Annotated in this window: 12 protein-coding genes and 1 pseudogene; 4 read left to right on the top strand and 9 right to left on the bottom strand. The window is 59.3% G+C overall.

All coding sequences use genetic code 11. The features are described from left to right. Positions 1-265, top strand: a 265-nt coding sequence (locus BMZ42_RS13410) for an integrase core domain-containing protein (protein ID WP_139207925.1), incomplete at its 5' end; no start/stop codon positions are given. Between the two features lie 7 nt (positions 266-272). Here the strand turns inward: BMZ42_RS13410 and BMZ42_RS13405 are convergent. Both BMZ42_RS13405 and BMZ42_RS13400 read right to left on the bottom strand, forming a co-directional pair. Beyond that, positions 273-686 (bottom strand): annotated as a pseudogene (locus BMZ42_RS13405) (F0F1 ATP synthase subunit A); the annotation flags it as partial. Between the two features lie 152 nt (positions 687-838). Beyond that, positions 839-1,579, bottom strand: coding sequence for a lytic transglycosylase domain-containing protein (locus BMZ42_RS13400; protein WP_244523258.1), 741 nt, complete (start codon positions 1,577-1,579; stop codon positions 839-841). A 319-nt stretch (positions 1,580-1,898) separates the two neighbouring features. On the opposite strand from BMZ42_RS13400, the gene BMZ42_RS13395 reads away from it, so the two are divergent. Further along, positions 1,899-2,099 carry a hypothetical protein gene (locus tag BMZ42_RS13395; RefSeq protein WP_091523307.1) on the top strand — a complete coding sequence of 67 codons (201 nt, stop codon included), beginning with the start codon at positions 1,899-1,901 and terminating at the stop codon, positions 2,097-2,099. Between the two features lie 4 nt (positions 2,100-2,103). Here BMZ42_RS13395 and BMZ42_RS13390 read toward each other — a convergent pair whose 3' ends face one another. From BMZ42_RS13390 to BMZ42_RS13365, 6 genes are all read right to left on the bottom strand, one after another. After that, on the bottom strand, positions 2,104-3,192 hold the full coding sequence (locus tag BMZ42_RS13390) for a sn-glycerol-3-phosphate import ATP-binding protein UgpC (protein WP_091523304.1): 1,089 nt from the start codon (positions 3,190-3,192) through the stop codon (positions 2,104-2,106). Between the two features lie 12 nt (positions 3,193-3,204). Beyond that, positions 3,205-4,053, bottom strand: coding sequence for a sn-glycerol-3-phosphate ABC transporter permease UgpE (gene ugpE, locus BMZ42_RS13385; protein ID WP_091523338.1), 849 nt, complete (start codon positions 4,051-4,053; stop codon positions 3,205-3,207). Between the two features lie 55 nt (positions 4,054-4,108). Beyond that, the gene (gene ugpA, locus BMZ42_RS13380) at positions 4,109-4,993 is read right to left on the bottom strand and encodes a sn-glycerol-3-phosphate ABC transporter permease UgpA (RefSeq protein WP_091523302.1); all 885 of its coding nucleotides are present in this window, start codon (positions 4,991-4,993) and stop codon (positions 4,109-4,111) included. A 114-nt stretch (positions 4,994-5,107) separates the two neighbouring features. After that, positions 5,108-6,418, bottom strand: a complete 1,311-nt coding sequence (gene ugpB / locus BMZ42_RS13375; protein ID WP_091523299.1) for a sn-glycerol-3-phosphate ABC transporter substrate-binding protein UgpB — start codon at positions 6,416-6,418, stop codon at positions 5,108-5,110. A 227-nt stretch (positions 6,419-6,645) separates the two neighbouring features. After that, on the bottom strand, positions 6,646-7,491 hold the full coding sequence (locus BMZ42_RS13370; protein ID WP_175556718.1) for an EAL domain-containing protein: 846 nt from the start codon (positions 7,489-7,491) through the stop codon (positions 6,646-6,648). A 2-nt stretch (positions 7,492-7,493) separates the two neighbouring features. Next, on the bottom strand, positions 7,494-8,405 hold the full coding sequence (locus BMZ42_RS13365) for an EAL domain-containing protein (RefSeq protein ID WP_091523294.1): 912 nt from the start codon (positions 8,403-8,405) through the stop codon (positions 7,494-7,496). 183 nt (positions 8,406-8,588) lie between these two features. On the opposite strand from BMZ42_RS13365, the gene BMZ42_RS13360 reads away from it, so the two are divergent. Continuing rightward, complete coding sequence (locus BMZ42_RS13360; protein WP_091523293.1) at positions 8,589-9,791, top strand: pyridoxal phosphate-dependent aminotransferase; 1,203 nt, start codon at positions 8,589-8,591, stop codon at positions 9,789-9,791. Positions 9,792-10,018: 227 nt separating this feature from the next. Beyond that, on the top strand, positions 10,019-12,067 hold the full coding sequence (locus BMZ42_RS13355; protein ID WP_091523290.1) for an elongation factor G: 2,049 nt from the start codon (positions 10,019-10,021) through the stop codon (positions 12,065-12,067). Positions 12,068-12,639: 572 nt separating this feature from the next. On the opposite strand, the gene BMZ42_RS13350 is transcribed toward BMZ42_RS13355, so the two are convergent. After that, positions 12,640-13,536: a LysR family transcriptional regulator gene (locus BMZ42_RS13350; RefSeq protein ID WP_091523287.1), complete on the bottom strand. Its 897-nt coding sequence runs from the start codon at positions 13,534-13,536 to the stop codon at positions 12,640-12,642. Between the last annotated feature and the right edge of the window lie 62 nt (positions 13,537-13,598).

The raw sequence follows: 13,598 nt of genomic DNA, 5'->3' as shown, positions 1-13,598 counted from the left end.
GGAAGCAGGCATCGAGCCTTCCGTAGGAAGCGTGGGCGACAGTTACGACAACGCGCTCGCCGAAACGATCAACGGTCTCTACAAGGCCGAGGTCATCCATCGAAGAGGACCATGGCGCGGCTTCGAAGCCGTGGAATTCGCCACCCTGGAATGGGTGGACTGGTTCAACAACAGGCGGCTTCTGGAGACCATCGGAAACATTCCGCCAGCGGAGGCCGAACAACGCTACTACGCCATGCTGGACGCCCCAGACATGGCCGCATAACTTAAACCAAACGGCCTCCGGCAAACCCGGCGCGGTTCATGACTGTAAGAAAAACGAGCATCGCAAGTGCGAATGTCACGATGATATGGCTGGTGACGGTGAACGCGTAGGGGAACATGCCAACAAGGTTTGCCACCAGCACGAACATGAACAGCGAGAACACAAGCGGGAAAAAGCGCATTCCTTCCTCACCCGCGTTTTCACGCAGGGTCTTGCCAACAAACTCGTAGAGGAGTTCGGCTGAGGATTGTATGCGGCTCGGCACAAGGCCCTGCCGTGATGTCGCAACAATCAGAAACCCAGCCGCCATGACGATGGTCAGCACCATATATACGGATGAGTTGGTAAAGCTCAGGTCCAAGCCGCCAATCTCAATAGGGATGATCGGCTTGATCTCGAATTGTTCGATAGGTCCGGCCATCTCCAGCTCCTCTTGGAAGCCGGGTCGTCCCGGAAAAAATCAGATGAACTGGGTCGTCCCAGTTAGCGCGTTACTAGCTTTTGTGGTCGCATTCGTCAACCTATCGCGCCCAGACGTGAGCGTCGCAGCCCGTCCCGCTAACAGCTTCCGCACTACATCCGGCGGCGGTCCCTGCCGAGACCGGTTTCGTCCAGCAGGCCCTTGCGCTTGGCGTCGTAATAATAACCGCGCGCATAGAAGCGGACGGCCTGGTCGTGGTCGCCATCGGCCACCAGATAGGCGCCGCGTAGATACTTGCCGGCATATTTCAGGTTGGTCTCGGCGTCGAGCAGTCCTTCGGGCGAGCCCTTGTAGCCCATAGAGCGCGCGGTGGCGGGCAGGATCTGCATGAGGCCCCAGTAAGGTCCGTTGCGCGCAGCCGGATTGAACGTGCTCTCGCGCTTGACCACGCGGCGCAGGAGCTCTTCGGGAATCTGGTGATGATTTGCATATTGCGCAATCAGCGCATCAAGCTCGGGGCTGCGCGCGGCAACCTTTGTGCCGGACGAAAGGATGGCGGCGGCAGGCGACGCGCCGGGTGTAGGACCGGCATAGGCAGATGCGGCGAGCGCTGCGGTCGGCACCAGCGTCTGCGACGGCGACAGCGAGGCGACCACGGGATCGGCGCCCTCGCCCGCTTGCGCGTCGGTAGCGGCACTGGCGACTTCCGCAATGGCAGTCAGGCCGGAAGGCGTCGGAACGGAGGCAACCTCATCCGGCAACTCGGGGTCGTCGGCCTCCACGATGGAGGTCGGAGCGATCTGGTCAAGGCCGCCACCTGTTGTCGAACAGGCAGACATGAGGCCGGTGGCCAGCAGTGCGCAAAGCGCAAGGTCAGGACGCAAACGAGGCAAACGGTGCTCTCTCTATGGCGGTCATAATCCCCTCCATCCAGCCGCACCATTACAACAGCATCGCCAGCGCCGCAACCTGCAAGGTAGCCACATTTCAAACAGAGTGCCGATATTGCCCACCCAACATCTCACGGAAGGTTCAGAGAGCAGCATTTTCAAGTAGATCGTCCTGCATGCCAAGTTCTGTCGGGCAGCATGTTGCGCCAAAGTACCATTGGACTTATCTTCTGCGGATACTCCGGTTGAGTCTGTAGTGTCAGCGTCTTTTTTCCTCCCGAACCAACTGCACGCAAGCGTGCAGCAGAAGAGGATTTGCGACATGTCATCTCCGCAAGCGCACCGCATCATGGGAAAACTCACAGAGCGCGCCGAACTCACTATCGCGGCACGCTTCCTGCTCGAACATGGTATCGAGCAGGACGAAATCGGCATGCATCTGTGCCGTCGCTACCACATCGACATCGACGAGTTGAACGACGTCATTGAAGATCTGACAGCGGTACCCCGGAAAGAAAACTGATACGTCAGATCCGTTTGCCTGTGCCGGCGTCGAACATATGCGCCTTGCCGGCGTCGATCGCCAGCGGCAGGACGTCACCGTGGCGCACCTGAACATCGCCTGAAAGGCGCACGATCAGTTCGCTCGACTTCGGATCGCCATCAACGGGATGTCCATGCGCCAATGTGTCAGCGCCCAGCGTTTCAACCGTGGTGACCTTCAACTGGAAGTCGGCGTTGTTTGCGTCGGAAACCAACGTCAGGTGCTCCGGGCGCACGCCAAGCAGCACCGAGCGGCCTACTTCCGGCAACACCGTGTCGCGTGGCTTCAGGTAAGCCCCGCCAACAAGCTTCACGCCTCTGCCGTTTTCCGCAATCTCGCCAGCCAGAAGGTTCATGGCGGGGGAACCTATGAACCCGGCCACGAAGACACTTGCCGGCTTTTCGTAAATCGCCAGCGGCGTGTCGATCTGCTCGGCAACGCCGGAGTTCATCACCACCAAAGTGTCGGCAAGCGTCATCGCCTCTACCTGATCGTGGGTCACGTAGACGCTGGTCACGCCAAGTGAGCGTTGCAGGCTCTTGATCTCGATGCGCATCTGTCCGCGCAGCTTGGCGTCAAGGTTCGACAGCGGCTCGTCGAACAGAAAGGCCTTCGGCTTGCGCACGATGGCGCGGCCCATGGCGACGCGCTGTCGCTGGCCGCCCGACAATTCGCGCGGCTTGCGCTCGAGGAAGTCTTCAAGGCCGAGGATCCCTGCCGCCTCTCGCACGCGCCGGTCGATCTCGTCCTTGGGCGTTCCACGATTGCGCAGGCCATACGCCATATTGTCGTAGACCTTCATGTGCGGGTAGAGCGCATAGTTCTGGAACACCATCGCAATGTCGCGCTCGGCGGGCCCGAACGTGTTCACCACCTGCCCACCGATGGACACGGTGCCATCGGTGATTTCCTCCAGCCCCGCAATCATGCGCAAAAGCGTGGACTTGCCGCAGCCGGAGGGTCCGACCAGCACGCACATCTGGCCATCGGGAATATCGATCGAAACACCCTTAACCGCCTCGACCTTGCCGCCGTAAACCTTGCGGACGTCTTTCAGCTCGACTGTCGCCATAAGCCTGAATTCTCACTTCTCGGTTTCAACGAGGCCCTTGACGAACCAGCGCTGCATGAACACGACAACCAGTACGGGGGGCAGTATCGCAAGGATCGACGTCACCATCACCAGATGCCATTGGGTGTCGGCGTCAGCGAAGGAAATCATCTTTCGCAGTGCGATGACGATCGTGTTCATGTCGTTGCGATTGGTCACCAGCAACGGCCAAAGATATTGCGTCCACCCATAGATGAACATGATGACGAACAGCGCCGCGATGTTGGTCTTCGACAGGGGCATCAGGATGTCCTTGAAGAAGCGCCACGGCCCGGCGCCATCAACACGTGCAGCCTCCAGCAGTTCGCCCGGAATGGTCATGAAGAACTGGCGAAACAGCAGCGTCGCTGTCGCTGACGCAATCAGCGGCAGGACCAGGCCCGCATAGGTGTCGATCAGGTTGAGATCGACCATCACTTTGTAGGTCGGCAGGATACGCACTTCGACCGGCAGCATCAGGGTGATGAAGATCAGCCAGAAGAATAGCATCCGACCGGGGAACCGGAAGAACACGATCGCAAATGCCGACAGGATCGAGATGAGGATCTTGCCAACCGCAATGCCCAGCGCCATCACCGTGGTGTTGAACAACAGGAGGTCGACACTGACACCCCCGATGCGCCCGACACCACCGAAGATGGCGTCGTAGTAGTTCTTGAAGAAATGATCACCCGGCGTCAGCGGCAACGGCGGCCGCAGGATCGTCTGCAACGAATGGGTCGACGCGGTGAAGGTGTAGTAGATCGGAAACGCGACGATCAGCACGCCGAGGATCAGGATCGCATGGGCGACATAGCGTGAGCTCTTGCTGATCCCCAGCATGCCGCCCTGCTCGCGCCTGCCGAACACTTCGGCGCGCGTCTTTGTAGAAGCTGCATCAGCCATAGTGCACCTTCTTCTCAACATAGCGGAACTGGATCGCCGTCAGCGCGATCACCATCACCATCAGGATCACCGACTGCGCTGCGGAATCCCCGAGGATCAGGTTCACGAAGCCGTCGTGGTAAACCTTGTAGACCAGCGTTTCCGTCGCCTTGCCCGGACCGCCCCCGGTCACGGCATGGATGATGCCGAACGTGTCGAAGAACGCATAGGTCGTGTTGATGACCAGCAGGAAGAACGTCGTTGGCGCAAGCAGCGGAAAGACGATCGTCCAGAACCGTTTGGTCTCACCCGCGCCATCAATGGCGGCGGCCTCGATCAGCGTCTTGGGGATCGCCTGCAGGCCTGCGACGAAAAACAGGAAGTTGTAGGAAATCTGCTTCCAGGCGGCGGCTGCAATGATCAGGATCATCGCCTGGTCGCCCTTCAGGAGCGGGTCCCAGGCATAGCCGGCAGAACGCAACATGTAGGCAAAGGTGCCCATGGTCGGATTGAACATGAACAGCCACACCATACCCGCGATGGCAGGTGCCACCGCGTAGGGCCAGATCATCATCGTCCGATAGAAGCCTTTACCCTTGATCACCTTGTCCGCCATCACCGCAAGCAGCAACGCTACGGACATGGCGATGAACGCCACCGCGATTGAAAACACGGCCGTCGTCTGAAGCGAATTGATGTAGCTCGGCTGCGTCAGCACATGCCGGAAATTGGCCAGACCGACGAAGGTGGTGCGCAGCCCGAACGGGTCTTCACGCAAAACCGACTGATAGAGTGCCTGGCTCGCCGGCCAGTAAAAGAAGATCCCCACAATGACCAGCTGCGGCAGGATCAGTGCATAGGGAAGGATCTTGTTGGGGAAGGTTACACGCGCGGACAAGTGGCCTCCTCGACCGATAGTGTGCTACCCGCGCGATCGACACGCGGGTAGCAGGAGCGCATTTTTGGAACATGTGCCGCGCGCTTTACCCGGCGCAGGCACTGGCTGCGGCTATTAGTTGCCGATCGCCTGCTTGATGGCGGCGTTGGAACGCTCCACAGCCTTGTCGAGAGCTTCCTGTGCAGTCTGCTCGCCAGCCAGCATCTTTTCGAACTCTTCGTTCTGGATGTCGCGGACCTGCGGCAGGTTGACGAGACGAACGCCCTTGGAGTTGGCAGTCGGGGCCTTGCCCATCATCTGCTGGATCGGAATTTCACGACCAGGGTTCTTGTCATAGAAGCCCGAGGACTTGGTTGCTTCATAAGCGGCCATGGTCACTGGCAGATAGCCCGAAACCTGATGCAGACGTTCCTGAATCTCGGTCTGCGAGAGGAAGCTGAAGAACGCTGCAACGCCCTTGTACTCTTCGTCCGTATGGCCATCGAAAATCCAGAGTGAAGCGCCGCCGGGGATTGTGTTCTGCGGTGCGCCTTCTGCTTCGGTGTAGTAAGGCAGCTGGCCGAGACCGTAATTCAGACCCGACTTCAGAACGTCACCCAGACCGCCGGAGGATTCCGTCAAGATCGAGCACTCACCCGAAAGGAAGAGCTGCTTGGCTTCCGACGTACGGCCGCCGTAGCGGAACGTGTCATCCTTGGCCAGATCGGCAAGATTCTGGAAATGCTTGACGAACAGACCTTCGTTGACTTTCAGCTCGACATCGACGCCGGCAAGGCCGTTCTCGTTGGTGCCGTACTGCAGGTTGTTCCAGGCAGCAAAGTTCTCAAGACCAATCCAGGTCAGCCACGTCGAGGTAAGACCGCAGGCTGCTGCGCCCGATGCCTTGATCTTCTTGGCAGCCTCAAACACTTCTGGCCAGGTCTTTGGCGGGTTGGAGGCGTCGAGGCCAGCCTTCTCGAAGTGATCCTTGTTGTAATAGAGGATCGGCGACGAGGAATTGTACGGGAAGGACAGCATCGTGCCGTCCGGCTTGGAGTAATAGGCAACGATGCCCGGCAGGTATTCGTCCTTGTTGAACTCTTTGCCGGCCAGCGGCAATACGTCTGCCACAGCCCTGGTCGCGCCTTCGGCGGCCATCATCACGCCTGTGCCGACGTCAAAAACCTGAATAATGTGAGGTGCCTGGCGCGCGCGGAAAGCGGCGATACCGGCGTTCAGCGTTTCCGGGTAGGTTCCCTTGAAAACCGGCACGACCTTGTAGTCGCCCTGGCTTTCGTTGAACTCCTTCGACAGCGTCTCAACAACCTCGTTATTCGCACCCGTCATAGCATGCCACCACTGAATTTCAGTGACAGCGAATGCAGCCGAAGAAGAAAGCATGGTGATCGTCGCGGCAAGTCCCGCCGCAAAAGTCTTGGTCTTCATTGATGCGCTCCCGATATTTCGTTGGCGATTTACCGGAGAACGGCAGCGCGGAAATCCTCCCCGCGTGCCTGCTACCCGGCTACGCAGACCGGAGTATCGGCCGTATATGACAGTTCGACAACAGTTTTGTTTCCCATTCGTGAAATTTCGTAACGAAAAATGTGAATAAATCTCGCGCGAAATCGAAACAATAACGAAAGCAACGCCCTATTTGGGTGGAAATGCTGTCAATTCTTCCGCTGATTGCTTCCGGCATAGATAGAGGGATCGGCCGGGAACGGCCTTCTGCTCAGGAGATTGCGCATATTCAGCGACGCCTCCATGTCGGTACCTGCAAGCTGCGGGCGACAAAGCAGATACCCGCTGAGCAGGTCTGCCCCTGCGTGACATGCAAGGTCGAGTTGCTCGCAATTTTCGATTCCCTCCACCCAAACGGCCATGCCTTCACGTTTGAGACACCGCGCCAACTCGACAAAAAGACGCTTTGCCGCCTCGTGCTGGCAGACGCGCCTGAACCACTCGCCGCGGATCGCAGCGAGGTTTGGCTTGACCAGGCGGAGGGCAGGAGGAAATGGACGGGTGAAGTGGCCGATCGCGATACTGGCGCCCAAATCGGCAAGTTCCCGGCTTTGCGCGGCCAGCACTTCGGCTGGGATGCAATCGGCCTCCCGAAAATGAAACAGCAGCGCCGCCGGATCGAGATCGGTACGACCGACCAGATCAAAGAAGTCCTGTCCACGCAGGGTGCTGTCTTCGCGCCGAAGCGCAAGAACGAGATTGAGGTCGTCGATACCGATATGAAACTGATTGGCAAGATGAAGTGCCGCGCCAACGCGGCTGACAAAGCTGCGCTCGTCTGCGCGCAATGAATTCAAATAGGCGCTGGGACTGACGGCAGCACCCTCACGTGTCGGGCGCAAGAAGCCTTCGGCGGCGACGGCTTCAAGATCGTCACCATGTCGCCGGAAGATCAGCTGATAGGCGCTCCGCAGCACGATCTCGCCAATGCGCGCCGACCACAAACCAATCTCGTCGCCTGAAATGGCGCTCTGAACTCTTTGATCAACATCCACGTTCAGTTTCGCCGTCCAAATGGTCTTGCGGGGGGAATGCGCGATGGCATTGCGGCTGTCGATCCGGCTGCAGGGCCCGGTAATTGTTCCTGCGGCTCGGCCGCCGCGCGGCTTGATCGGCGCAAAGCGGCGGGAAGTGCAAAACTTGTTGGAGCAAGCTCCGGTCGCCCGAGCACAAAACCCTGCACCATGTGCGCCCCGACTTCTTCAGCGACCTCGAGCTGCCAGTCCTCTTCAAGCCCTTCGAAAACGACTTCGCATCCTTGTTTGGTAAAGGTCGACACCATCATCGCCAGCAGCGCCACTCCGGGACGCGTCTGCATCAGACGCGAGACCCAACCTGCGTCGAACTTCACGATGTCGGGCGCCAGCGCCACCACGCGATCCATGTCGGAATCCTCGGCGCCGTAATCATCGACCGCAATCTTGAACCCCAGTTCCCGCATCAGGGCGATGAAGCCGTGCAACGCCTGCGGAGAGGCCGATTTCTGCTCCGTCACCTCACATACGATGCGGCTCGTCGCCACCTTGGCTTCCATCAGCGTGTCGCACATCGCCCGCAAGGCAAGCCGGATACGTGAGCGTTCCGCGTAGACCGACGGGTTGAAATTCATGAACAGTCGGGCTCGCGGATCGAGAAATTCCCCGGCATTCATGATATGCAGTGCGCGGGTTAGCACCTCGACCTGCATGCGCTCGCCCACGGGCACCGAGTTGAAGAATTCGGGCGGTGAGATCGCCTCATCACCCTGAAACGGCCGCACAAGCGCTTCAAATCCGTCAATGACGAGCTTGCCATCCTTAAAGCGATAAATTGGCTGGAAGGCCGACTTCAGCGTGATGGCTCGCCACTGGGCTGCCTGGGAGCCGTCGTCTAGTTGCACCATGTTGTAGGCCTGGAAGCCGTGCGCCATATGCTTTCCTCGACGCTGTCGTCCATCCTCCAGATTGCACCGAATAGGTTTAATCGCCGTTAAAGCGACAAATATATCCCTAAGCTGGATCCGCGCTGCGTTCGGAGCTTGCGATTCCTGCGCCAATGCGACATTAAACGCGCGTCCGCAAAGAGCGGTCTTTTCCCCGATGGAGATATCATCATGGCCTTTCTCGCCGATGCACTTTCACGCGTTAAGCCCTCCGCGACCATCGCGGTTACGCAGAAAGCGCGCGACCTGAAAGCGAAAGGTCGCGACGTCATCTCTCTGGGTGCCGGCGAACCAGATTTCGACACCCCGGACAACATCAAGAATGCCGCCGTTGACGCCATCAATCGCGGTGAGACAAAGTACACCCCCGTCGCCGGCATCCCCCAGCTGCGCGAGGCAATTGCCGCAAAGTTCAAGCGCGAGAACAATCTCGACTACACGCCGGAGCAGACCATCGTCGGCACCGGCGGCAAACAGATCCTGTTCAACGCATTCATGGCAACGATGAACCAGGGCGACGAAGTCATCATCATGCGCCCCTACTGGGTCAGCTACCCTGAGATGGTGTCGCTGTGCGGCGGCACGCCGGTGTTCGCAGAGACCTCAATCGAGCAAGGTTTCAAGCTCACCGGCGCTGAGCTGGAAAAAGTCATTACGCCGAAGACGAAGTGGCTGGTTCTGAACTCGCCCTCGAACCCGTCGGGCGCTGCGTACACTGAAGCAGAACTGCGCGAAATCGCCGACGTCCTGCTCAAGCATCCGCATGTATGGGTGCTGACCGACGACATGTACGAGCACCTGACATATGGCGACTTCAAATATTACACCATCGCAGAGGTCGAGCCGAAGCTCTATGACCGCACGCTGACGATGAACGGCGTCTCGAAGGCCTACGCAATGACCGGCTGGCGTATCGGCTACGCGGCCGGCCCGCTGCAGCTGATCAAAGCGATGGACATGATCCAGGGCCAGCAGACGTCGGGCGCATGCTCGATCGCCCAGTGGGCGGCTGTCGAGGCGCTCAACGGACCGCAGGACTTCATCCAGAAGAACAAGGCGGTCTTCCAGGGTCGCCGTGATCTGGTCGTGTCGATGCTTAACCAGGCACGCGGCATCAACTGCCCGACACCGGAAGGCGCATTCTACGTCTACCCGTCCTGCGCCGATCTGATTGGCAAGAAGACGCCGGCGGGCAAGGTCATCGAAACTGACGAGGATTTCGTCTCCGAACTGCTGGAAGCAGAGGGTGTCGCCGTGGTCCACGGCTCGGCCTTTGGCCTTGGCCCGAATTTCCGCATTTCCTACGCTGCTTCGGAAGAGATGCTGGAAGAAGCCTGCACCCGTATCCAGCGCTTCACGGCATCGCTCGTCTGACACTTCAGACCATTTGTACATCTGAAAGCCGGGGCGCATGTCGCCCCGGCTTCTTTTTGCCCGGCCTATCCCCTTGCAACGGACGCATGCTTTCTGCTTGCTCCGATTACGAAGCCATGTGACCATACGTCATGGCCCTTGACGGCCCATGCGCCGTCGCGGCTGTGCGACGGTCGCAGGCCGGCTGCCGCTCATGAGGAAACGCGTGAGATGGAGGTCAGGTCATCATGGGCATCAGAGCCGGAGAACGACGCAAGGGACCGAAATGCATAGCCATCGTCGGTCCCTTTTCGAGCGGAAAAACCACCCTTCTTGAAGCATTGCTGGCGCGATCCGGTGCGATACCGCGGCAAAATCCCGTCGCTGCCGGCAACACCGTCGGCGATCAGTCTGCCGAGGCACGCGCGCATCTGATGAGCGTCGAGGCGACCATCGCCACAACCGAATTCATGGGCGAAAGTATCACCTTCATCGATTGTCCCGGTTCGATCGAGTTTGCCTATGAATCGCAACCGATCCTCGCCGCCTGCGATCTGGCCGTCGTCGTCGTCGAGCCGGATGAGAAAAAGTTTCCGGCCCTTCAGCTGATCATGCGCCAGCTGGACGAGATCGGGATCCCGCGCATGATCTTCCTCAACAAGATCGACAAGGCCGCTGCCGGCGTGCGGGACACGCTCAAGCTCTTGCAGCCCGCCAGTCGGACACCGCTGTTGCTGCGTCAGATCCCGCTAAGAAATGACGACGTTGTCGTGGGCAGCATCGATCTGGCGCTGGAGCGCGCCTACATCTATCGCCCGCACGCTGAAAGCACGATTGCCGAAACTCCAGACGACGACAAAGCCCGCGAACTCGACGCACGCTTTGTGATGCTGGAAACCCTTGCCGACCACGACGACGAACTGATGGAGCAGTTGCTCGAAAACATCGAGCCGCAGCGCGATACCGTCTTCGATGATCTGGCAGCTGATCTGCGCAGCGGCTCGGTTACGCCGGTGTTTATCGGCGCGGCAGAAAATGGCAACGGCGCGCTGCGGCTGCTCAAGGCGATCCGCCATGATGCGCCCGACGTGTCCGAGACACGAAAGCGGCTCGGCGTGCCAGACGGAAAGACCTTGGCACAGGTCATGAAAACGATTCACACACCCCATGGCGGCAAACTGTCGATCGTTCGCATTCTGGCAGGCCGCATCGCCGACGGCAGTGAACTATTTTCTTCCAGCGGCGGCAGCGGAAAGGTTTCCGGCATCTATCGCCTTTTCGGCAAAGACCAGCGAAAAATCGCCTCAGCCGAAGAAGGCGAGACGGTCGCGCTGGGCAAACTGGACACCTTCGCCACCGGCGAGACGCTGGCGACGACTTCGGGCGTAAAGCCTCTGGCCGCCCTCACCCCACCCCAGCCAGTTTTCGTCACGGCGCTGCGCCCGAAAGAACGCAAGGACGATGTTCGATTGAGTGCCGCCCTTCAAAAACTCAGCCAGGAAGACCAGTCCCTCACCCTTGAGCAGAACCAGGACACCGGCGAAACCATCGTCTCCGGCCATGGCGAGATGCATTTGCGCGTCACGGTCGAGCGGCTCGAGGGCAAGTACCAGATCGCCACGGCGGCAACCCAACCCCAGATCCCCTATCGCGAAACGATCCGTGGATCGGTCACGCAGCGCGGCAGGCATCGCAAACAATCCGGTGGTCATGGCCAGTTCGGCGATGTCGTGCTCGACATCAAGCCACTGCCAAGGGGTTCGGGCTTCGTCTTTACCGACACCATCACGGGCGGCGTCGTCCCCAAACAATACATCCCCTCTGTCGAAGCAGGGATTCGCGACTATCTGAAAGCTGGTCCGCTCGGATTTCCCGTCGTGGATGTAGCGGTGAACCTTGCCGACGGCTCCTATCATGCAGTGGATTCGTCCGACATGGCGTTCCAACAGGCAGCCCGTCTCGGAATGAAAGAAGGCATGGCTGACTGCGCGCCCGTTCTGCTCGAGCCGATCCTAAAGGTTGAGATCTTTGCGCCCTCCGACACGACTGCAAAGGTCACCGCCATTGTGCCGCAACGGCGTGGCCAGATCCTCGGCTACGACGCGCGGGAAGGATGGACGGGATGGGATGTCGTTGAGGCACTGATACCGCAAGCCGAGATCGACAATCTGATCATCGACCTGCGTTCTGCCACGGCTGGTGTCGCGTCTTATGTTTCGCGGTTCGACCACATGGCGGAACTCACAGGCAGGCTTGCTGAAGAGGTAATGAGCGTTCGCGCTAGAGCCGCGGCATGAGGCTGCAAAAACAAACGGCGCCGGGCTTGGGGCCGGCGCCGTTGGCCTTGCAGACCGCGCTCGATTTTCATCGGCGCGTCAGGTCCGCCGCAGGCTACCCGGTGGAGGGGCCGGGTGAAAGAGCGAGCAGGACGCGGTGTTGCCTGAGAATGTTAGCCTTCGCTGGAGATGCCCCACCCCCGGCTGCCGGCTGACACGTTCAACCGCGTCCTGACGACAGGAATGGAGAGAACCGCGCGACAGCGCACGTTACGGCAGCGCGATGTTACTGTTACATGGCAAAATAGCGCGATGGCGAAGGTGAGTTTTGATGCATCTGAACGAAAAAAGCCGGATCTAGGAAGATCCGGCTGAGTCGTTGGAGTGCCTCAAAGGCAAAACTCCAGAGGGGAACACTCGCGAGCGCTAATGGGAGGAGGAACGCGCCCGGGAGATGATTAAGATATGGGCTCTGGCTGCTCGTTTTACAAGCAGGCTATTTGCATTGCACCTATGCGAGGTGCGCATAGCTTGCTCGCAATGCACGCTTGATGCGCAGAGCTTGCGCAATCAACGGGCAGCGACTGCTGGATTCAGTAAGCCCAGCTTCTCGCCTTGGCAATCAGGAAGTCGCGGAACACATGCAGCTTGACCTGGTTCTTCATCGCATCCGGGTAGCAGAAATATGTGTCGAACGAGGGAACTTCCGTCTCCGGCAGCAGCGGAACCAGATCTGAATCCTTGTCCATCATATAGTCCGGCAGCATCGCCACGCCGGCCCCGCGCTGCACTGCCGCCTTGATCGACATGATGTTGTTGATCTGCAGCGATGCCGGACGCTTCGAGCCTTCAGGCCTGCCCGCCGTTTCCAGCCAGTTCATATCTGCAAGATGATAGGGAACGGGCTCACCGAAAGTCACGATCCGATGCTGGTCGAGTTCGGCGATGGAGCGCGGCTTGCCATGCTTGGCCACATAGGCTGGCGATGCGTAAAGATGGAAATGCACCGTAAACAGCTTGCGCTGAATCAGATCCGGCTGCTGGGGCTGGCGCAGGCGAATGGCGCAGTCGGCTTGCCGCATTGTCAGGTCAAGCTCTTCATTTGCCAGCAGCAATTGCAACTGGATCTCCGGGTAGAGATCGAGAAACTCCTGCACGCGCTCGGTGAGCCAGCCAGAACCCAGCCCCACAGTCGTCGTCACGCGTAGGGGTCCGGAAGGCCTGTCCTTTGCTTCGCTCAGACGCTCGCGCACATTTTCCAGTTTCATCAGGACTTCGTGCGCAGTCTGGTACAGCATCTCGCCCTGCTCGGTGAGCACGAGACCACGCGCGTGGCGATGGAACAGCGGCACTCCGACATCCTGCTCCAGCGCGCTGACCTGCCGCGAGATCGCCGACTGCGACAGACGCAGTGCCTCGGCTGCGTGCGTAAACGATCCCGCCTCTGCAGCAGCATGAAATACGCGCAGCTTGTCCCAATCGAGCGCCATCGGTCCTGTTCCTCACTCGGTGCGCGGCGGTCCGCCCTATCCTGCACCTTCAGATATTCAAC

This window comes from Aquamicrobium aerolatum DSM 21857 (genome assembly GCF_900113935.1).
In the GTDB taxonomy this organism is placed as follows: domain Bacteria; phylum Pseudomonadota; class Alphaproteobacteria; order Rhizobiales; family Rhizobiaceae; genus Aerobium; species Aerobium aerolatum.
Note: the sequence above shows the minus strand (reverse complement) of the source record. Positions and strands in the feature narration are given on the sequence as shown.